The following is an 18541-nucleotide window of genomic DNA, read 5'->3' as shown; positions in this document are numbered from 1 at the left end:
CGGGGCGACCAGCACGTCGTCGCCGAGCATGTACTGCCGGTCGAGGTGGTGGCAGGCCGGGTCGTCGGGGAACTCCAGCACCATCGCCCGCGGTCGCGGGCCCTTCGGGCCGGCGCGCGGTCACGACCAGCGCGCCGTCACCCTCCCGGTTCCCGCGGAGCACGTCAGGAGCACGCCCAGTGCCGTGCGCCCGGCCGATACGGCGCCCTCGACTCCGTCCGTGTCGTCGGCGCCGACGAGCAGCACGTTCCACGGCGTGGCCGGCGGGCGCTCGCCCAGGGCCTCGACCGTGACCGTGTCACCCGTACGGCCCACGCGGAAGACGGCGGCCGTCGAGCCGTCCGGAGCCGGCACGGTGGTGATCGTCGCGTCGCCGTCGGCCGGGGCGTGCACCCGCAGGGTGACCCCGTCCGCCCAGTCGTACTCGGGGCCCTCCTCGGCGGCGCCGAAGGGCACCACCGAACCCGGCCGGGCCAGCAGCGGGAGCGTGTCGAAGCCGTGCGTCTCGCGCCGCCAGCCCGGTCCCTCGACGCGCTCGCCGGTCAGCAGGTGCGTCCAGGTGCCGGCCGGGACGTAGTACTCGACGTCGCCGTCCGCGCTGAGGACCGGGGCGACCAGCACGTCGTCGCCGAGCATGTACTGCCGGTCGAGGTGGTGGCAGGCCGGGTCGTCGGGGAACTCCAGCACCATCGCCCGCATCATCGGCGTGCCCTCGTCACGGGCCTGCAGCGCCGCCCGGTACAGGTACGGCATGAGGCGGTTCTTCAGCCGGGTGAAGTCGCGGGTGACGGCGACGGCCTCGTCCCCGAACTCCCACGGCACGCGGTAGGACTTGCTGCCGTGCAGCCGGCTGTGCGACGACAGCAGGCCGAACTGCACCCAGCGCTTGAACAGCGCCGGGTCGGGCGTCCCCTCGAAGCCGCCGATGTCGTGGCTCCAGAATCCGAAGCCCGACAGGCCCAGCGACAGACCGCCGCGCAGGCTGTCGGCCATCGCTGTGAACGTCGACTCGCAGTCGCCGCCCCAGTGCACCGGGAACTGCTGCCCGCCCGCGGTGGCCGAGCGGGCGAAGAGCACCGCCTCGCCCTCGCCGCGCTCCTCGCGCAGCAGGTCGAAGACGACCTGGTTGTAGAGCTGCGTGTAGTAGTTGTGCATGCGCTCCGGGTCGGAGCCGTCGTGCCACACCACGTCGACCGGGATGCGCTCGCCGAAGTCGGTCTTGAAGACGTCGACGCCCTGCCGCAGCAGCGCGCGCAGCTTCTCCGCGTACCAGGTGCGGGCGGCCGGGTTGGTGAAGTCGACCAGCGCCATCCCCGGCTGCCACAGGTCCCACTGCCAGACGTCGCCGTTCGGCCGCATGACGAGGTAGCCCTCGCGCATGCCCTCCGCGAAGAGCGCCGACTTCTGCGCGATGTAGGGGTTGATCCAGGCGGAGACGCGCAGCCCGCGCTCCTTGAGCCGGGCGAGCATGCCCTCGGGGTCGGGGAAGACCTCCGCGTCCCAGGTGAAGTCGCTCCACTGGTACTCGCGCATCCAGAAGCAGTCGAAGTGGAAGACGCTCAGCGGGATCCCGCGGTCCGCCATCCCCTGAACGAAGTGGCTGACGGTCGCCTCGTCGTAGGAGGTGGTGAAGGAGGTCGACAGCCACAGGCCGAACGACCAGGCCGGCGGCAGCGCGGGGCGGCCGGTGAGCGCCGTGTAGCGGGCCAGGATCTCCTTCGGGGTGGACCCGTGGACGACGAAGTACTCCAGCGACTGGTCCTCGACGCTGAACTGCACCTGGTCGACCGCCTCGGAGGCGACCTCGTACGAGACCTTGCCGGGGTGGTTGACGAAGACGCCGTACCCGCGGTTCGTCAGGTGGAAGGGGACGTTCTTGTAGGCCTGCTCGCTGATCGTGCCGCCGTCCGCCTGCCAGATGTCCACGGTCTGGCCGTTCTTCACGAACGGGGTGAAGCGCTCGCCCAGGCCGTACACCGTCTCGCCGACGCCGAGCGAGAGCTGGGCGACCATGAAGTGCCGGTCGTCCGCGTCGGTGACGAAGCCCGTGCCGCGGGCCCCGGCGGAGGTGAGGGTGCGGCCGCCCGCGGTGAAGTCCAGCCGCCAGGGGGCGGAGGTGTCGACGCGCAGGGTCAGCCCGCCCGAGGTCAGTTCGAGCAGCGAGCCGTCGCGGGAGGTCTTGCCGGCGCCGCCGTCCGTGGCGCCCGGCAGACCGAACTCGGGGCCGCGGCGCGCCTTCCCGGCGTGGTGGGTCGTACGTACGCCGATCACGCCCTCGGCGGGGGACCAGCACTCCACCGTCAGCAGCGGGCTGTTGAGCGTGTCGCCGCGCCGGTGCACCGGCTTCACCGGGGCGTGCAGGACGATCCGGTGGTCCGCGACCGAGGCGTCGGCGACGGAGGTCGCGTACTTGGCCGTGACCCCCGGGCGCATCATCCAGAAGCCGTCGGTGAACTTCACGACCGCTCCTCCCGCCCCGCCCGGTGGGAGCGGATCAGGTCCCGGTACCAGCCGTAGCTGGCCTTGGGGGTGCGCTTGGCGTCGTTGTCGTAGTCGACGTGGACGATGCCGAAGCGCTGGCCGTAGCCCCGGGCCCACTCGAAGTTGTCCAGCAGCGACCAGACGTAGTAGCCGCGCACGTCCATGCCCGCGTCCATCGCGGCGAGGAGCGCGTGGAGGTGGTCGCGGAGGTAGGTCACGCGGTCGGTGTCCTCGACGCGGCCGTCGGGGGAGAGGACGTCGGCCTCGGCCGAGCCGTTCTCCGTGATGAAGGCGGGCGGCAGCGACGGGTAGCGCTCCTTGAGCTCCAGCAGCAGCGCCGTGAAGGACTCCGGGACGACGGGCCAGCCCATGGTGGTGTGCCGGGTCCCGTACGGGTCGGTCTCGCGCACGCCGATGTCGACGGCGGTACGGCGGGCCGGGTCGGGCTCGCGGTGCGGGGCGTCGGTGACGGTGAGGGGGCGGTAGAAGTTGAGGCCCACGAAGTCGAGGGGCGCCCCGATGATCTCCAGGTCGCCCTCGCGGCGGTACGAGCCGTCGGCGATCGCGCCCCACGTCTCGGCCTCACCGGTGGGGTAGCGGCCCGCGAACAGCGGCTCGGTCCACGTGTCGTTGTGCAGCGTCACGGCCCGGCGCAGCGCGGCCAGGTCCGCGGCGGAGTCGCTCGCGGCCTCGATGCGGTCGAGGTTGAGGGTGATGCCGACCTCGCGGGCGCCCGCCTCGCGCAGGGCGCGCACGGCGAGGCCGTGGGCGAGCAGCAGGTGGTGGGCGGCGGCCAGGGCACCGGTGCCCTCCTGCGCGCCGGGGGCGTGCCGGCCCTCGGCGTAGCCGACGAAGGCCGAGCAGTACGGCTCGTTGAGGGTGATCCAGCGCTCCACGCGGTCCCCGAGCCGCTCGGCCACGGCGGCGCTGTACTCCGCGAAGGCCTCGGCCGTCGCGCGGTTGCGCCAGCCGCCCTCGTCCTCCAGGGCCTGCGGGAGGTCCCAGTGGTAGAGCGTCACGGCGGGGGAGATGCCCGCGGCGAGCAGGTCGTCGGTGAGGCGGTCGTAGAAGTCCAGGCCCTTGCCGTTGACGGTGCCGCGGCCCTGCGGGACGACGCGCGGCCAGGCGACGGAGAAGCGGTAGGAGTCGACGCCCAGGTCGGCGAGGAGGCGTACGTCCTCGGTGTGACGGTGGTAGTGGTCGCAGGCCACGTCACCGGTGGCGCCCTCGGCGGTGCGGCCCGGGGTGTGGCTGAAGGTGTCCCAGATGGACGGCCCGCGGCCGTCCTCGTCGTGGGCGCCCTCGATCTGGTAGGCGGCGGTGGCGGCGCCGAAGCGGAAACCGGGCGGGAAGACCGGGAAGTCGGTGGGCATGGGGGTGTGCTCCCTCAGTTGGGGTCGGTCGCGGGTGCGTGGGAACGGAGAAGGGGAACGGAGAAGGGGAACGGAGAAGGGGGAAGGGCGAACGGGAAAGGGCGAACGGGAAGGGCGAACGCAGAACGGTGGGCGCCGGTTTCAGCCGCCTGCCGCGCGTGGGCCGGGCGGGGTGATCCGCGGGCCCGGCACGAACGCCGGGGGGATCAGCTCGTACCCGGGCGGGGTGGGCGACGCGCCCTGCGCGCGGGCGGCGATGGCCTCCACGGCGAGCCGCGTCACCGCGGCGGACATCTCCGGGACGGGCAGTTCGACGCGCGGCAGTTCCAGGCCGCCCAGGTCGTCGGGGAGGTTGCCGACCGCCACGACCGTCAGGTCCTCCGGCACCCGCAGCCCCTCCGCCGCCACGGCGGCGAGGATGTGCGGGAGCGCCGCCACGTGCTGCACCACCAGGGCGGTGGGCGGGCGTTCGCCGTGCAGCAGGGTGCCGATGCGCCGTGCGAGCCGCGCCATGTCCCCGGTGGACTGGTGCACGCGCACGTCGGCACCGCTCTCCGGCGCCGCGCGGCGCGCACCTGCCAGACCCCGGATCGCGTAGCCGCGCCGTGCCAGGATCTCGCGCTCGGTGGTGGCCAGGTACGCGATGTCCCGGTGGCCCGCGGCGGCGAGTTCGCGGATCGCGAGGGCGGCGGCCGCCTCCCAGTCCAGGTCGGTCCACGGCAGCACGGCGTCGTCGGCGGACCTCCCCAGCAGCGCGGTGGGGAAGCCGAGTTCGAGCATGGCCTCGATGCGCGGGTCGTCCATCTCGACGGCCATCAGGATCGCGGCGTCCGCCTGGCCGCTGCGTGCGATGCGGCGCAGCCCCGGCACGCCCTCGTGCGCGGTCATGAGCAGGACGTCGTAGCCGTGGGCGCGGGCCGCGTCGCTGATCTCGATCGCGAACCGCCCGTCGACCGCCCGGTAGCCGCCCGCCACGCGGGGGAGGGCGAGCGCCAGCACGTTGGTGCGCGTGCTGCGCAGCGTGCGGGCGCTGGCGCGCGGGTGGTAGCCGAGCTCGTCGATCGCCTGCTGCACGGTGCGGCGGGTGTCCTCGGAGATCTTGCGCGAGCCGCTCAAGACGTACGACACGGTGCTGGGCGCGACCCCGGCGCGCTCGGCGACGTCCTTGATGGTGGTCATGCGGCTCCTTCACGGCTCCTGTGCCGGTCCCTGTCGAATCGATTCGTCGAATCGATTCGACCGCTACGGGACACGATGCTATGACGGCCTCCCGGGGTGAGGCAATGGCCCCCGACGTGGCGGCGGTGTGTGACGTATGCCGCCAGCCGGGTAGGGCCGGTGCGGGCGGCCTCGACGGGCCGCCCGCGAGGGGGTCGTGTGGACGAGGCAACAGCGGTGCTGCTGGGCGCCGCGGTCGGCGCGTTCGGTTCGGTGGTCACCGGCGGCTTCGCCTGGGCGGCGGTGCGGTGGCAGCTCGTGCGGCAGAGGGACCTCGACGACCGGCGTTGGCAACGGCAGAACCGTCGCGACGCCTACGTGACGTTCATGGCCGCCTGCCGTGCCGCCACCCAGGAAGTCGCCTCGGCGGTCGACCATCGCGCCGCCCACCCCGACGACCCCGTGGACAACCTGGTCGCCGCCTGGCAGGCCCTCGTCCCGATGGACGCCGCACTCGCCGCGGTGCGGCTGGAGGCACCGGAGGCGGTCATGGAGGCCGCGGGAGAACTCGCCCACGCCGTCAGCGCGTTGTTCGAAGCCGCCTACCCGTTGCGATCCGGCAGCGGCGTCGACGACATCCGTGCGGCTGTCCGGCTCGCCATGGACGGGTTCGCCGCGGCCAACCGGCGGTTCGCCGACGTCGCGCGGGCGGACGTCACGGGGGCGGCCGCGTGATCCGGGGGCTCATGTGCCGCCGGGGTCCGGGGGGCCGCCGAGGGGGCGGGAGGTGGCGAGGCCGGCGAGGAGGCCGGCGCCGGCGGTGACGACGGGGTAGCTGAGGACGTGGTCGACGGCGGACTGCATGGCGAGGCCGGTCAGGGCGGCCGCTGCGGTCAGGACGACCGGGGTCGCGCGCCAGGAGCGCTGGAGGGCCCAGAGCAGCCAGACGTAGGAGGCGGCGAGGAGGGCGACGCCGGGCACGCCCTGCTCCGCCGCCACTTGCAGGGGCACCGACTGAGGCGTGCCCGCTCCGTGCGACGACGACGGCGCCGTGCCGGCGCCCGCCTCGGCGAAGCGGCCCGGGCCGATCCCGCGTACGGGGTGGGCGCGGGCGGTCTCCAGGGCGTCGTGCCACAGCCGGACCCGTGCCGGGGTGAGCTGCCCGGACAGCGAGGCCGACAGCCCCGGCGGCAGGGCGTCGACGGCGACCGCGCACGTGCCGCCGATCGCCACGACGAGGGCCAGGGCCAGGCCCGCCAGACCCAGCGCGCGGCGCGTACGGTCGGCGGCCAGGGAGCACAGGACCACCCCGAGGCAGGCGGCGAACCCCGCGGCGGAGCCCACCGCCAGCGCGAACCCGGCCGCCGTGGCGCCGAGCAGGCGCAGGCCCACCCGGAGCGGGCGTGACCGCGCCGTCCAGGCGGCGCAGCAGGCGGCGCCGGTGGCGAGCACCATGAGCGCGGCGTCGGCGTTCGCGTACCCGAGCGGCGGGGTGTCCGGGCCGCCGGACAGCCGACCGGGAAGGGCCACCGCCAGGACGACCGCCGTGAGGGCGGCCGCGGCGGGGACGGCCACCGGCCGCAGGGCGCCGCCGATCCGGCCGGTCGCGTATCCGGCGGAGACCGCCAGGACGGCGAGGAGCACGCCCTCCGGGCGGGCCGGGCGGCCCGCCGCGGCGATCAGCGACCACACCGCGCAGCCGGCGAGGACCAGCGCGCCGACGGCGTCCGTCCATCCGGAGCGCGGACGTTCCGCCGGGCCGCCCGCGGGAACCCCGCCACCTCCGGCGCCCGGTCGCGTGCCACCGGTTCGCGTGTCCATCACCCGCACCCCCTGACCCCGGGGAACCCCCCGACCCCGGGGTCACCGTAACCGCTGGGACCTCGGGATGTGGAGATACCGTGCACGACCGGCACGTGCCGCGATCGCGGGCGTGATCCGCGGAGGGGCGCGGCCGAGGACGTTAGGCTCGTGGGCGTGCCGATTCCCGAATTCCTCCGTGAGCTGCGGGCCCTCGTCGGCCACCGGCAGCTGCTCCTGCCCGGTGTCACGGCGGTCGTCCTCGACGACGACGGCCGCGTCCTGCTGAACCGGCGGGCGGACAACGGACGCTGGTCCCTCATCGGCGGCATCGCGGAACCAGGCGAGCAGCCCGCCGAGACCGCCGTCCGCGAGGTGCTGGAGGAGACCGGGGTGCGCGCGGTCGCGGAGCGCGTCGTCCTCGTCCAGACGATCGACCCGGTCCTCTACCCCAACGGGGACCGCTGCCAGTACGTGGACATCACCTTCCTGTGCCGGGCCGTCGGCGGGCGGGCCAGGGTCGCCGACGACGAGTCGCTGGACGTCGGCTGGTTCGACGCGGACGGCCTGCCCGACCTCGGCAACCACGGACGGCTGCGCCTCAAGCACGCGCTGTCCGACGGCCCGACCTGGTTCGAGCCCGCGGGACAGCCCCAGGAGTGAGTGTGCGCCGCCCCCACGGGCGGTGACACGAGTGTGGGCGGCGCACACATCGGTCGGGGCCCGCGCGCTGCCTAGCCTGCAGTGCATGACGCCCACGCCCCCCGCGCCCCGTCCCGCAGCAGGCCCCGTCCCGCCGTCCGCAGCGCCGGACCTGGACGGACGCACCGCGCTCGTCACCGGAGCCGCCGGCGGCATCGGCCGCGCCTGTGTCCTGCGACTGGCCGCCGCCGGCGCCAAGGTACGGGCCGCCGACCGGGACGCCGAGGGCCTGGCCGAGCTCGCCGAACAGGCCGCGGCGGGAGGCCGCGCCGGCGTCGTCGAGACCCTTACCCTGGACCTGACCGACCTCGACGCCGCTGAGCAGGCCGCGGAGGGCACCGACATCCTGGTCAACAACGCCGGGCTGCAGCTCGTCCGCCCCATCGAGGACTTCCCGCCCGACGTCTTCGCCACAGTGCTGCGGGTCATGCTGGAGGCCCCCTTCCGGCTGATCCGGGGAGCGCTGCCGCACATGTACGGGCAGGGCTGGGGCCGGATCGTCAACATCTCCTCCGTGCACGGGCTGCGGGCCTCGGCCTACAAGAGCGCCTACGTCTCGGCCAAGCACGGGCTGGAGGGGCTCTCGAAGACCGCCGCCCTGGAAGGCGCCGCGCGGGGCGTCACCTCGAACTGCATCAGCCCCGCCTATGTGCGCACCCCGCTCGTCGAGCGGCAGATCGCCGATCAGGCGGCCGCGCACGGCATCGAACCCGAGCGGGTCGTCACCGAGATCATGCTCGCCGACTCCGCGGTGAAGCGGCTGGTCGAGCCGGAGGAGGTCGCCGAGCTCACCGCCTACCTCTGCTCGCCGCCGGCCTCGTTCATCACCGGCGCCTCGCTCACCATGGACGGAGGATGGACGGCGCACTGATCTGCCGGTATCCCTGACAGCGTGCCGCGCGACCCACACGAAGCCCCCGACGACCACGGCGGATCCATGGCTCCCCACAGCCCCTCCGACGCACCCTTCCTGCGGCTGCTCGCCCGCGGGGCACCGGCCGAGGAGTACGAGCGGCCGGTCCTCGCGGCCAGGGCCGAGGGCGCTCCGTCCGCGGTGCTCGCGGAGCTGGAGCGGGCCAAGCTGCTGGCCCTGCGCGTGCGGGCGGAACTGGAGGGCAGGCGGCGGCGCGAGGCCGAGCTCTCGGCGCTCTTCGAGACGGCAGGCGACCTCGCGGGGCTGCGCGACCTGGACTCGGTGCTGCAGGCCATCGTGCAGCGGGCCAGGTCCCTGCTCGGCACGGACGTCGCCTACCTCAGCCTGATCGACCGCAGGGCCGGGGACACCTACATGCGGGTCACCGAGGGGTCGGTCTCCGCCGAGTTCCAGCGGGTGCGGCTCGGGATGGGGGAGGGGCTCGGCGGCCTGGTCGCGCAGACCGCGCTGCCCTACGTCACCGAGTCCTACTTCGACGACGAGCGCTTCCGGCACACCCATCCGATCGACTCGGCCGTGCACGACGAGGGCCTGGTGGCGATCCTCGGAGTGCCCCTCGTGCTGGGCACCGGCGTCATCGGCGTGCTGTACGCCGCGGACCGCAGGGCCCGGGTCTTCGAGCGGGGCCAGATCGCCCTGCTGGCCTCCCTCGCCTCGCTCGCCGCCGTCGCCATCGACACGGCGAACCTGCTGGACGAGACGCGGTCCGCGCTCGCGGACCTCGGCACCGCCAACGACACCATCCGCAACCACAGCGCCGTGCTGGAACGGGCCTCCGAGGTGCACGACCGGCTCACCGAGCTCGTGCTGCGCGGCGGGGGCGTGGACGACGTCGCGGACGCCGTCGCCGAGGTGCTGTCCGGGACGGTGCGGGTCGTCGGCACCGACCGCGACCCCGTCCCCGACGCGCTCGCCGACGGCGTCGCCCGCTCCCGGAAGGACGGCCACGCCGTACGGCAGGGCGAGACCTGGACGGCCGCCGTCACCGCCGGCGGTGAACTGCTGGGCGCCCTCGTGCTGCACGGCCACCCCGAACTCGACCCGGTCGACCAGCGCACCCTGGAGCGGGCCGCGATGGTCACCTCCCTGCTGCTGCTCGCCCGGCGCACCGCCGCGGAGGCCGAGCAGCGCTTCCGCGGCGAACTCCTCGACGACCTGCTCGACGCCCCGCACCGCGACCCCGGACTGCTGCGCGAACGCGCGGGCCGGCTCCGCGCCGACCTCGACGCCCCGCACGTCGTGCTCGCCGCCCGCGTCGACGAGGAGCACGCCGGGGCCGCCGCCGACCGGCAGCGGCTGTGGTCGGCCGCCTCCCACCTCGCCGCCACCCGGCGCGGCCTGGCCGCCGCGCGCGACGGCGGCACAGTGCTGCTGCTCCCGCTGGAACCGGGCTCCGACGCCTCCGCCACCGCCCGCCGCATCGCCCAGCAGCTGGGCACGGCGGTGCAGGCCGCCGTCACCGTGGGGGCCTCCGGCCCCGTCCCCGCGCCGGCCGGCCGTCCCGGCTCCGTCGCCCTGGCCTACGCGGAGGCGCAGCGCTGCGGTGACACGCTGCGTGCCCTCGGCCGGGCCGGGGAGGGCGCTGCGGGCGACGACTTCGGCTTCCTCGGACTGCTGCTGACCGAGTCGCGCGACGTCGACGGCTTTGTGCACCGCACGATCGGCGCCGTCGCCGACTACGACGGCCGCCGGGGCACCGACCTCGTGCGCACCCTGGACGCGTACTTCGCCAGCGGAATGAGCCCCGTACGCACCAAGGACGCCCTCCACGTGCACGTCAACACCGTCGCGCAGCGCCTGGAACGCATCTCCCACCTGCTCGGTGCCGACTGGCAGTCCCCTGACCGCGCGCTCGAGATCCAGCTCGCGCTGCGCCTGCACGGCCTCGCGGCCGGGCAGCAGGACCCGCCCGGCCCCGCCGGTCAGGACGGGTCCGCGCCCGCGACCAGCTCCACCTCGAACCCGTCGCCGTTCTCCAGGTAGGCGGCGTAGTGCTCCTCGCCACCGGCGTACGGATGCAGCTCGGGGAACATCAGCGTCCAGCCGTGCAGCGGCGAGCGCGCCACCAGGGCGTCCAGCTCCGATCGGCCCGCCACATGGAACGCGAGGTGGTTCAGCCCGGCCCCGCGGCGCTCGTGCGGCCCCCCGACGAGATCCGGTGACCGCTCGACGACGATATAGGTCGCCCCCAGACGCCAGCTGCGCCCGGCCTCCCACCGCTGGTACCGGACGTAGCCGAGCTCGCCCAGCAACCAGCCCCACTCGGCGTCCGCGCGCTCGAGATCCGGAACCCACAGCTCGACATGGTGCAGCACCCCCGTCACCGCTCTCCAATCACCCACGGTCACGACTGTAGGCCCCGCCACTGACACTCCGTGGCGGGGCCTACGCACCGGGGGTACCGGACGGAGGGCGTGGTCAGGCGTGGTCAGCCCGCGTGGGCCGACCGCGCCAGCGGGGCCTCCTCGGCGGCCCCGTCCTCGATGGCGTCGAGGTCCCGGCCGCGCGTCTCCTTGGCCAGTCCGACCGCGACCAGCGTGAGCAGGGCGGCGCCGATGACGTACAGCGAGATGGGGACCGAGCTGTCGTAGGCCGTGAGCAGCGCGGTCGCGATCAGGGGTGCCGGGGCACCCGCGGCCACGGAGGCGAATTGGGCGCCGATCGAGGCGCCGGAGTACCGCATGCGGGTCGCGAACATCTCCGAGAAGAAGGCCGCCTGTGGCGCGTACATGGCACCGTGCAGCACCAGGCCGCCCGTGACGGCCAGCAGCAGGGCCGGGAAGCTCTTCGTGTCGATCAGCGCGAAGAACGGGAAGGCCCACAGACCCACGCCCGCCGCGCCGAGCAGGTACACCGGCCTGCGCCCGACGCGGTCGGAGAGCGCGCCCCAGGCCGGGATGACGGCGAAGTGCACCGCGGAGGCGATGAGCACGGCGTTCAGCGCGGTCTGCTTGCCCAGGGCCGCGTGCTCGACGGCGTAGACGAGGACGAAGGCGGTGATGACGTAGTAGCTGATGTTCTCCGCCATGCGGGCACCCATGGCCACCAGGACGTCCCGCCAGTGGTCGCGGAGCACCGACAGCAGCGGCAGCCGCTCGATCGCCGACTCCTCCCTCTTGCGCGCCTCCGCCCTGGCGCGCGCCGCCTTGAACACCGGCGACTCGTCCACCGACAGCCGGATCCACAGCCCCACCATCACGAGCACGCCTGAGAGCAGGAACGGGATCCGCCAGCCCCACGAGGTGAAGGCGGCGTCCGAGAGCAGCGCGGTCAGTGCCGACAGCACACCGGTGGCCAGCAGCTGGCCGGCCGGGGCGCCCGTCTGCGGCCACGACGCCCAGAAGCCGCGCCGCTTGGCGTCGCCGTGCTCCGAGACCAGCAGCACCGCGCCGCCCCACTCGCCGCCGAGCGCGAAGCCCTGCACCAGGCGGAGCATGGTGAGCAGCACCGGGGCGGCGACGCCGATCGTGGAGAACGTGGGCAGCAGGCCGATGCAGAAGGTCGCGCCGCCCATGAGCAGCAGGCTCAGCACGAGCAGCCGCTTGCGGCCGAGGCGGTCCCCGTAGTGGCCGAAGACGAGGGCGCCCACCGGGCGGGCGGCGAAGCCGACCGCGTAGGTGAGGAACGACAGCAGCGTGCCGACCAGGGGTTCCTCGTTGGGGAAGAACAGCTTGTTGAAGACCAGCGCGGCCGCGGAGCCGTAGAGGAAGAAGTCGTACCACTCGATGGTGGTGCCGATGAGGCTCGCCGCGACGATTCTGCGGAGCGAGCCGGGTGCGGTGGGCGCGGGTGCCGGGGTTGCCATGGTCACCACTTCCGGGCGGGGGACGGGGACGTTTCCGATGTCGCCACACCGTAGGAACGGCCACGTCACGCTCCCATGTGGTGGAACACCACAGTTGCGCACCCGGGTATCCGGGCGGGCCCCATGCGCCCGGCCCGCCGGGTCCCAGGCGGGGCCCGGCCCGGCGCCAGGGGCGGTGCCCGGCCGCCGGGAGGGTCCATTCGAGTGGTCGCCGCTCAGGAGATATCTTGATGTCGAGCAATGTTGCAGACGTGGAGCGGAGCACCCGGTGACTGACTCGACCATCATCTATACGCACACCGACGAGGCGCCGGCGCTGGCGACGTACTCGTTCCTGCCCGTGATCCAGGCGTACGCCTCCACGGCCGGAGTCGCCGTGGAGACCCGTGACATCTCCCTGGCCGGGCGCATCATCGCGAGCTTCCCCGAGTACCTGGAGGAGGGCCAGCGCATCGCCGACGCCCTCGCCGAGCTCGGCGAGCTCGCCAAGACCCCGGCCGCGAACATCATCAAGCTGCCGAACGTCTCGGCCTCGATCCCGCAGCTGAAGGCCGCGGTCGCCGAGCTGCAGGCGCAGGGCTACGCGCTGCCGGACTACCCGGACGACGCCAAGTCCGACGAGGACAAGGACGTCCGCGCCCGCTACGACAAGATCAAGGGCAGCGCCGTCAACCCCGTCCTGCGCGAGGGCAACTCCGACCGCCGCGCCCCCGCGTCGGTCAAGAACTACGCCAAGGCGCACCCGCACCGCATGGGCGCGTGGTCGGCCGACTCGAAGACGAACGTCGCGCACATGACCGCCGACGACTTCCGTTCCACCGAGAAGTCCGCCGTCATCGCCGAGGACGGCGCGCTGCGCATCGAGCTGGTCGGTGACGACGGCACCACCACCGTGCTGCGCGAGTCCGTGCCGGTGCTCGCGGGCGAGGTCGTGGACGCCTCCGTGATGCGTGTCGCCGTGCTGCGCGAGTTCCTCGGCGAGCAGGTCGCGCGCGCCAAGGCCGAGGGCGTCCTGTTCTCGGTGCACCTGAAGGCCACGATGATGAAGGTCTCCGACCCGATCGTCTTCGGCCACGTGGTCCGCGCCTTCTTCCCCAAGACCTTCGCCCAGTACGGCGAGACCTTCGCGGCGGCCGGCCTCACCCCGAACGACGGCCTCGGCGGCATCCTCAAGGGCGTCGAGTCCCTGGCCGACGGCGCGGCGATCAAGGCCTCCTTCGAGGCCGAGCTGGCCGAGGGCCCGGCCCTGGCCATGGTCGACTCCGACCGCGGCATCACCAACCTGCACGTCCCGAGCGACGTCATCGTCGACGCCTCCATGCCGGCCATGATCCGCACCTCCGGCCACATGTGGGGCCCGGACGGCCAGGAGGCCGACACCCTCGCGGTGCTCCCGGACAGCAGCTACGCCGGCATCTACCAGGCCGTCATCGAGGACTGCCGTGCGCACGGCGCCTTCGACCCGGCCACGATGGGCTCGGTGCCCAACGTCGGCCTCATGGCGCAGAAGGCCGAGGAGTACGGCAGCCACGACAAGACCTTCGAGATCCAGCACACCGGCACCGTCCGCCTGGTCGACCGGGCCGGGAACGTCGTCCTGGAGCAGGCCGTCTCCGCCGGGGACATCTTCCGTGCCTGCCAGACCAAGGACGCCCCGATCAAGGACTGGGTCAAGCTCGCCGTCACCCGCGCCCGCGCGACCGGCGACCCGGCGGTGTTCTGGCTGGACGCGGAGCGCGCCCACGACGCGAACCTGATCGCCAAGGTCGAGCGGTACCTGCCGGAGCACGACACCGAGGGCCTGCAGATCGAGATCAAGTCCCCGGTCGAGGCGACCAAGTTCTCCCTCGAGCGCATCCGCCGCGGCGAGAACACGATCTCCGTCACCGGCAACGTGCTGCGCGACTACCTGACCGACCTCTTCCCGATCCTGGAGCTGGGCACCAGCGCCAAGATGCTCTCGGTCGTGCCGCTGATGAACGGCGGCGGCCTCTTCGAGACCGGCGCCGGCGGTTCCGCGCCCAAGCACGTGCAGCAGCTGGTCAAGGAGAACTACCTGCGCTGGGACAGCCTCGGCGAGTTCCTGGCGCTCGCGGTCAGCTTCGAGCACCTGGCGACCACCACGGGCAACGCCCGCGCCCAGGTCCTGGCCGACACCCTCGACCGCGCCACGGGCACCTTCCTCAACGAGGACAAGTCGCCCAGCCGCCGGCTCGGCGGGATCGACAACCGGGGCAGCCACTTCTACCTGGCGATGTACTGGGCCCAGGAGCTGGCCGGGCAGACGGACGACGCGGAGCTGGCCAAGGCCTTCGGCGCGCTCGCCCAGACGCTGACCGAGAAGGAGTCGACGATCGTCGACGAGCTGATCGCCGTCCAGGGCTCCCCGGCCGAGATCGGCGGCTACTACCAGCCCGACCCGGCCAAGGCCGCGGCCGTCATGCGTCCGTCCGCGACCTTCAACGAGGCGCTGGCGACCCTCGCCTGACGCGACCGGCAGCACGCCCGGAACGCGGCACGACGCGAACCGCCCCGGCTGGTGATCCAGCCGGGGCGGTCCCGTGTCCGGGGCAGGACGGGCAGGACGGGCAGGACGGGCGGGGTACGGCGCTACGCGAAGACGCCCTCCAGCCAGGTCTGCCAGCGCTCCCCGGCCCCCTCGCCGTCGGCGCCGGGGGTGAAGTCGTGCACGCTGACGCCGACCGGTGCGCCGAAGTGGTTGCGGCCGAAGACCCGGTACATCGCTCCGCCGGTCCGCAGGCCGACGAAGTAGCGGTTGCGGTAGTCGACCACGGCCTCCACCGGCCCGGCGTCGCCGGGCAGTCCGACGCGTACGGTGGCGCCCTCGGCTGCGTCGTCCGGCACGCCGAGGGCGCGGGCGACGACCTCGAGGGCGTCCGGCGCGGTGGACGCGGCGGGGCCGTTCACGGTGGCGAAGGCGGCCGGCCGCCCGGCGAAGTGGGTCAGGTACTGGCGCAGGGTGTGCAGGTAGAAGTCGGTGTGCTTGCTCGCGCCGTCGTACTGGTTGTCCCAGTCGTCGACGAAGACGCCGCTGTGCACGTAGCGCACCCAGGCACCGCCGTCCTCGCGCTCCTCGATGACGTGCTCGAGCTGGTTGAAGAACTGGTTGTCGACGCCCTCCGGGCTCTCGGCCCGGGCGATCAGGTGGTGCGGCGGGTCCCAGGCGGTCAGGGTGCCGCCGAAGGGTGCGGCGCCGCCCTTGCGCGGCTCGAACTCCTGGGGCCACAGCCAGCCGGCGGAGCCGGTGGTGACGGCCTCCCAGACCTCCTCGGGACTCGCCTCGGTCTCGAACTCGCGGACGATCTCGAATTCCTTGGACATGGTGCTGCTCGCTCCTCGGGGGACGGGCCCTGACGCCCGGACGACGTGGTGGGTGGTGGTGTTCTGCGGTGCGGGGCCGGCGTGGTGCTTCACGGAGCGCTCACGGGGACCCCTCGACGGCGGTCGGAGCGGCCCCCGCGACCGCCGGCGCGGACTCCCCGGCCGCCGGAGCGGGGTCCTTCACGGTGGGGTGGAGCGCGACCACGATGCGGTGCTCGCGGCCGCCCTCGCCGTCCGCGTCGTGGTACTTGGCGACCAGCGCGCTCACCCCGCGGGTCAGTTCCTCCACGAACGCGGCCCGGTCGGCGGCGGAGGCGAAGCGCACCTCCCCGTCGAGGGCGTAGGTCGCGAGCCGCTTGCGGGCCCTGGCCGCGCCGGTGATCAAGGTGCCGACGTCGCGGACGAGCCGGGCGGCGACGGCCAGCAGCCAGCGCGCGGACAACTGGTCGCGGAAGCGCCCGGGGTCCGGCTGGACGGCGGCCAGCGCGAGCGGGGAGATCACGTAGGAGGCCGCGGTGGCCCGCATCAGCCGCTCGGTGACGTTGCCCTTGCGGCGTTCGCCGGCCAGCTCGACCAGGCCGTGCGCCTCCAGCGTCCGCAGGTGGTAGTTCACCTTCTGCCGGGGCAGCCCGACCCGGGCGGCCAGCATGGCCGCCGACGCGGGTCCCTCCGCCAGTTCGGCGAGGAGGCGGGCCCGTACGGGGTCCAGGGTGGCGGCGGCGGCCGCCGAGTCCTCGATCACGCTCACGTCCAACATGGCTCCACGATCCCACCGACAAATTATTTTGTCCAGCCCATATTTCTTGTCGGTGCGTCGCGGACACCGGACGGTAACCCCCGCCGCGGGGACGAAACGCCGATTTCACCTGCCGCGCGAACGCCCCTGACACATGTGTGGGCGGTGTCCGCGCAGGTGACGCGGCGGAACGCCGGGGGCCCCAGCGCGTTACAGCGTGGTACTGCACCCCGCACCGCACGGCTCCTAAGGTCAGCCGTCAAGCGGCCCGGAGTTCACCTCCGCGGCCCGCCCATTGCCGCGACGTCGGAGGGAAGACCGATGAGTCGAGTAGTGCGCGCCGCGCTCGTCCAGACGAAGTGGACCGGCGACAAGGAGTCGATGACCGACCTGCACGAGCGGTACGCGCGTGAGGCCGCCGCCCAGGGCGCCCAGGTCATCGGCTTCCAGGAGGTGTTCAACGCCCCGTACTTCTGCCAGGTGCAGGAACCCGAGCACTACCGGTGGGCGGAACCGGTCCCGGACGGCCCGACGATCGTGCGGATGCAGGCCCTCGCCAAGGAGCTCCGCATGGTGATGGTCGTCCCGGTCTACGAGGTCGAGCAGGCCGGCTTCTACTACAACACCGCCGCGGTGATCGACGCCGACGGCAGCTACCTCGGCAAGTACCGCAAGCACCACATCCCGCAGGTCAAGGGCTTCTGGGAGAAGTACTACTTCAAGCCCGGCAACCTGGGCTGGCCGGTCTTCGACACGGCCGTCGGCAAGGTCGGCGTCTACATCTGCTACGACCGCCACTTCCCCGAGGGCTGGCGGGCGCTCGGCCTCGCGGGAGCCGAGCTGGTTTACAACCCCTCCGCCACCTCGCGCGGGCTCTCCGCCTACCTGTGGCAGCTGGAACAGCCGGCGGCGGCCGTCGCCAACGAGTACTTCGTCGCCGCGATCAACCGGGTCGGCCAGGAGGAGTACGGCGACAACGACTTCTACGGCACGTCCTACTTCGTCGACCCGCGCGGTCAGTTCGTGGGCGACGTCGCCTCCGACAAGGAGGAGGAACTCGTCGTGCGCGACCTGGACTTCGGGAAGATCGAGGAGGTCCGTCAGCAGTGGGCCTTCTACCGCGACCGCCGCCCCGACGCCTACGGCCCGCTGACCGAGGCCTGAGGAGAGGGAGGGAACCCGTGAGCCGAACCCTGATCCGCGGCGGACTGGTCATCACCGCCGCGGAAGAGGTCCACGCCGACGTCCTCGTCGAGGACGAGAGGATCGTCGCCCTCGCCGCCACAGGCAGCTCGGTCGCCGAGGGCTGGACGGCCGACACCGTGATCGACGCGACCGGGACGTACGTCATCCCGGGCGGCGTCGACGCGCACACCCACATGGAACTGCCCTTCGGCGGCACCTTCGCCTCGGACACCTTCGAGACCGGCACCCGGGCCGCCGCCTGGGGCGGTACGACGACGATCGTGGACTTCGCCGTGCAGTCGGTGGGCCAGTCGCTGCGCGCCGGGCTGGACGCCTGGCACGCCAAGGCCGAGGGCAACTGCGCCGTCGACTACGCGTTCCACATGATCGTGTCGGACGTCAATGAGAACAGCCTCAAGGAGATGGACCTCCTCGTCGACGAAGGAGTCACCTCCTTCAAGCTGTTCATGGCCTACCCCGGCGTGTTCTACAGCGACGACGGCAAGATCCTGCGGGCGATGCAGCGCGGCGCCGCGAACGGCGGCCTGGTCATGATGCACGCGGAGAACGGCATCGCCATCGACGTGCTCGTCGAGCAGGCCCTGGCGGCGGGCCGGACCGATCCCCGCTACCACGGCGAGGTCCGGCGGGAGCTGCTGGAGGCCGAGGCGACCCACCGCGCGATCCGGCTGGCCGAGGTGGCCGGTGCGCCGCTCTACGTCGTCCACGTCTCCGCCCAGCAGGCCGTCGCGGAGCTGGCGACGGCGCGCGACCGCGGCCTCAACGTCTTCGCCGAGACGTGTCCGCAGTATCTGTTCCTGTCCACGGACAACCTGGCGGAGCCGGACTTCGAGGGTGCCAAGTACGTGTGCTCGACGCCGCTGCGGCCCAAGGAGCACCAGGCGGCGCTGTGGAAGGGCCTGCGCACCAACGACCTGCAGGTGGTGTCCACGGACCACTGCCCGTTCTGCTTCGTGGGGCAGAAGGAGCTGGGGCGGGGCGACTTCTCGAAGATCCCCAACGGT

15 protein-coding genes and 1 pseudogene are annotated in these 18541 nt (G+C 73.2%); 7 read left to right on the top strand and 9 right to left on the bottom strand.

The window, feature by feature from the left end:
- From ACFW3D_RS40005 to ACFW3D_RS39990, 4 genes and pseudogenes are all read right to left on the bottom strand, one after another.
- Positions 1–99 (bottom strand): annotated as a pseudogene (locus tag ACFW3D_RS40005) (glycoside hydrolase family 31 family protein); the annotation flags it as partial.
- 21 nt (positions 100–120) lie between these two features.
- The gene (yicI, locus tag ACFW3D_RS40000; RefSeq protein WP_500513177.1) at positions 121–2460 is read right to left on the bottom strand and encodes an alpha-xylosidase; all 2340 of its coding nucleotides are present in this window, start codon (positions 2458–2460) and stop codon (positions 121–123) included.
- Positions 2457–3854, bottom strand: a complete 1398-nt coding sequence (locus ACFW3D_RS39995; protein WP_500513175.1) for a GH1 family beta-glucosidase — start codon at positions 3852–3854, stop codon at positions 2457–2459. Before ACFW3D_RS39995 ends, yicI begins: the two co-directional genes overlap by 4 nt.
- Before the next feature lie 141 nt (positions 3855–3995).
- On the bottom strand, positions 3996–5033 hold the full coding sequence (locus ACFW3D_RS39990; RefSeq protein WP_500513173.1) for a LacI family DNA-binding transcriptional regulator: 1038 nt from the start codon (positions 5031–5033) through the stop codon (positions 3996–3998).
- Between the two features lie 198 nt (positions 5034–5231).
- On the opposite strand from ACFW3D_RS39990, the gene ACFW3D_RS39985 reads away from it, so the two are divergent.
- Positions 5232–5747 carry a hypothetical protein gene (locus ACFW3D_RS39985; protein WP_500513171.1) on the top strand — a complete coding sequence of 172 codons (516 nt, stop codon included), beginning with the start codon at positions 5232–5234 and terminating at the stop codon, positions 5745–5747.
- A gap of 9 nt (positions 5748–5756) precedes the next feature.
- Here the strand turns inward: ACFW3D_RS39985 and ACFW3D_RS39980 are convergent, their stop codons facing one another.
- Complete coding sequence (locus ACFW3D_RS39980; RefSeq protein ID WP_500513169.1) at positions 5757–6833, bottom strand: O-antigen ligase family protein; 1077 nt, start codon at positions 6831–6833, stop codon at positions 5757–5759.
- 156 nt (positions 6834–6989) lie between these two features.
- Between ACFW3D_RS39980 and ACFW3D_RS39975 the strand changes: the two genes are divergently transcribed.
- The 3 genes from ACFW3D_RS39975 (at position 6990) to ACFW3D_RS39965 (ending at position 10431) form a co-directional block, all read left to right on the top strand.
- Positions 6990–7475 (top strand): NUDIX hydrolase, encoded by a 486-nt coding sequence (locus ACFW3D_RS39975; RefSeq protein ID WP_500513167.1) that lies wholly within the window; start codon positions 6990–6992, stop codon positions 7473–7475.
- A gap of 85 nt (positions 7476–7560) precedes the next feature.
- Complete coding sequence (locus ACFW3D_RS39970; protein ID WP_500513165.1) at positions 7561–8385, top strand: 3-hydroxybutyrate dehydrogenase; 825 nt, start codon at positions 7561–7563, stop codon at positions 8383–8385.
- A gap of 66 nt (positions 8386–8451) precedes the next feature.
- Positions 8452–10431, top strand: a complete 1980-nt coding sequence (locus tag ACFW3D_RS39965) for a helix-turn-helix domain-containing protein (RefSeq protein WP_500513163.1) — start codon at positions 8452–8454, stop codon at positions 10429–10431.
- Here ACFW3D_RS39965 and ACFW3D_RS39960 read toward each other — a convergent pair.
- Positions 10371–10790: a VOC family protein gene (locus tag ACFW3D_RS39960; protein WP_500513161.1), complete on the bottom strand. Its 420-nt coding sequence runs from the start codon at positions 10788–10790 to the stop codon at positions 10371–10373. The genes ACFW3D_RS39965 and ACFW3D_RS39960 overlap by 61 nt on opposite strands.
- 86 nt (positions 10791–10876) lie before the next feature.
- Positions 10877–12253 (bottom strand): MFS transporter, encoded by a 1377-nt coding sequence (locus ACFW3D_RS39955; RefSeq protein ID WP_500513159.1) that lies wholly within the window; start codon positions 12251–12253, stop codon positions 10877–10879.
- Positions 12254–12521: 268 nt separating this feature from the next.
- Between ACFW3D_RS39955 and ACFW3D_RS39950 the strand changes: the two genes are divergently transcribed.
- Complete coding sequence (locus ACFW3D_RS39950) at positions 12522–14741, top strand: NADP-dependent isocitrate dehydrogenase (protein ID WP_500513158.1); 2220 nt, start codon at positions 12522–12524, stop codon at positions 14739–14741.
- A 122-nt stretch (positions 14742–14863) separates the two neighbouring features.
- Here ACFW3D_RS39950 and ACFW3D_RS39945 read toward each other — a convergent pair whose 3' ends face one another.
- Together ACFW3D_RS39945 and ACFW3D_RS39940 are read right to left on the bottom strand one after the other, a co-directional pair.
- Positions 14864–15595, bottom strand: coding sequence for an SRPBCC family protein (locus ACFW3D_RS39945; RefSeq protein WP_500513157.1), 732 nt, complete (start codon positions 15593–15595; stop codon positions 14864–14866).
- Positions 15596–15695: 100 nt separating this feature from the next.
- A complete protein-coding gene (locus tag ACFW3D_RS39940; RefSeq protein WP_500513156.1) occupies positions 15696–16352 on the bottom strand; it encodes an ArsR/SmtB family transcription factor in 657 nt (218 codons plus the stop codon).
- Positions 16353–16652: 300 nt separating this feature from the next.
- Between ACFW3D_RS39940 and ACFW3D_RS39935 the strand changes: the two genes are divergently transcribed.
- Both ACFW3D_RS39935 and hydA read left to right on the top strand, forming a co-directional pair.
- The gene (locus ACFW3D_RS39935) at positions 16653–17495 is read left to right on the top strand and encodes a nitrilase-related carbon-nitrogen hydrolase (RefSeq protein ID WP_499510667.1); all 843 of its coding nucleotides are present in this window, start codon (positions 16653–16655) and stop codon (positions 17493–17495) included.
- A 17-nt stretch (positions 17496–17512) separates the two neighbouring features.
- A partial coding sequence (hydA, locus tag ACFW3D_RS39930) for a dihydropyrimidinase (protein WP_500513155.1) occupies positions 17513–18541 on the top strand: 1029 nt, incomplete at its 3' end.

It is taken from the genome of Streptomyces sp. NPDC058864, assembly GCF_042742985.1.
Classification (GTDB): domain Bacteria; phylum Actinomycetota; class Actinomycetes; order Streptomycetales; family Streptomycetaceae; genus Actinacidiphila.
This window is presented reverse-complemented; position numbering and strand designations above follow the sequence as displayed.

Bases quoted from the DNA above. Each gene is read 5' to 3' on its own strand.
- ACFW3D_RS39935 (WP_499510667.1), top strand. From the start codon at position 16,653: ATGAGTCGAGTAGTGCGCGCCGCGCTCGTCCAGACGAAGTGGACCGGC.
- ACFW3D_RS39990 (WP_500513173.1), bottom strand. From the start codon at position 5,033: ATGACCACCATCAAGGACGTCGCCGAGCGCGCCGGGGTCGCGCCCAGC.
- ACFW3D_RS39995 (WP_500513175.1), bottom strand. From the start codon at position 3,854: ATGCCCACCGACTTCCCGGTCTTCCCGCCCGGTTTCCGCTTCGGCGCC.
- ACFW3D_RS39945 (WP_500513157.1), bottom strand. From the start codon at position 15,595: ATGTCCAAGGAATTCGAGATCGTCCGCGAGTTCGAGACCGAGGCGAGT.
- ACFW3D_RS39980 (WP_500513169.1), bottom strand. From the start codon at position 6,833: ATGGACACGCGAACCGGTGGCACGCGACCGGGCGCCGGAGGTGGCGGG.
- ACFW3D_RS39955 (WP_500513159.1), bottom strand. From the start codon at position 12,253: ATGGCAACCCCGGCACCCGCGCCCACCGCACCCGGCTCGCTCCGCAGA.
- ACFW3D_RS39940 (WP_500513156.1), bottom strand. From the start codon at position 16,352: ATGTTGGACGTGAGCGTGATCGAGGACTCGGCGGCCGCCGCCGCCACC.
- ACFW3D_RS39965 (WP_500513163.1), top strand. From the start codon at position 8,452: ATGGCTCCCCACAGCCCCTCCGACGCACCCTTCCTGCGGCTGCTCGCC.
- ACFW3D_RS39970 (WP_500513165.1), top strand. From the start codon at position 7,561: ATGACGCCCACGCCCCCCGCGCCCCGTCCCGCAGCAGGCCCCGTCCCG.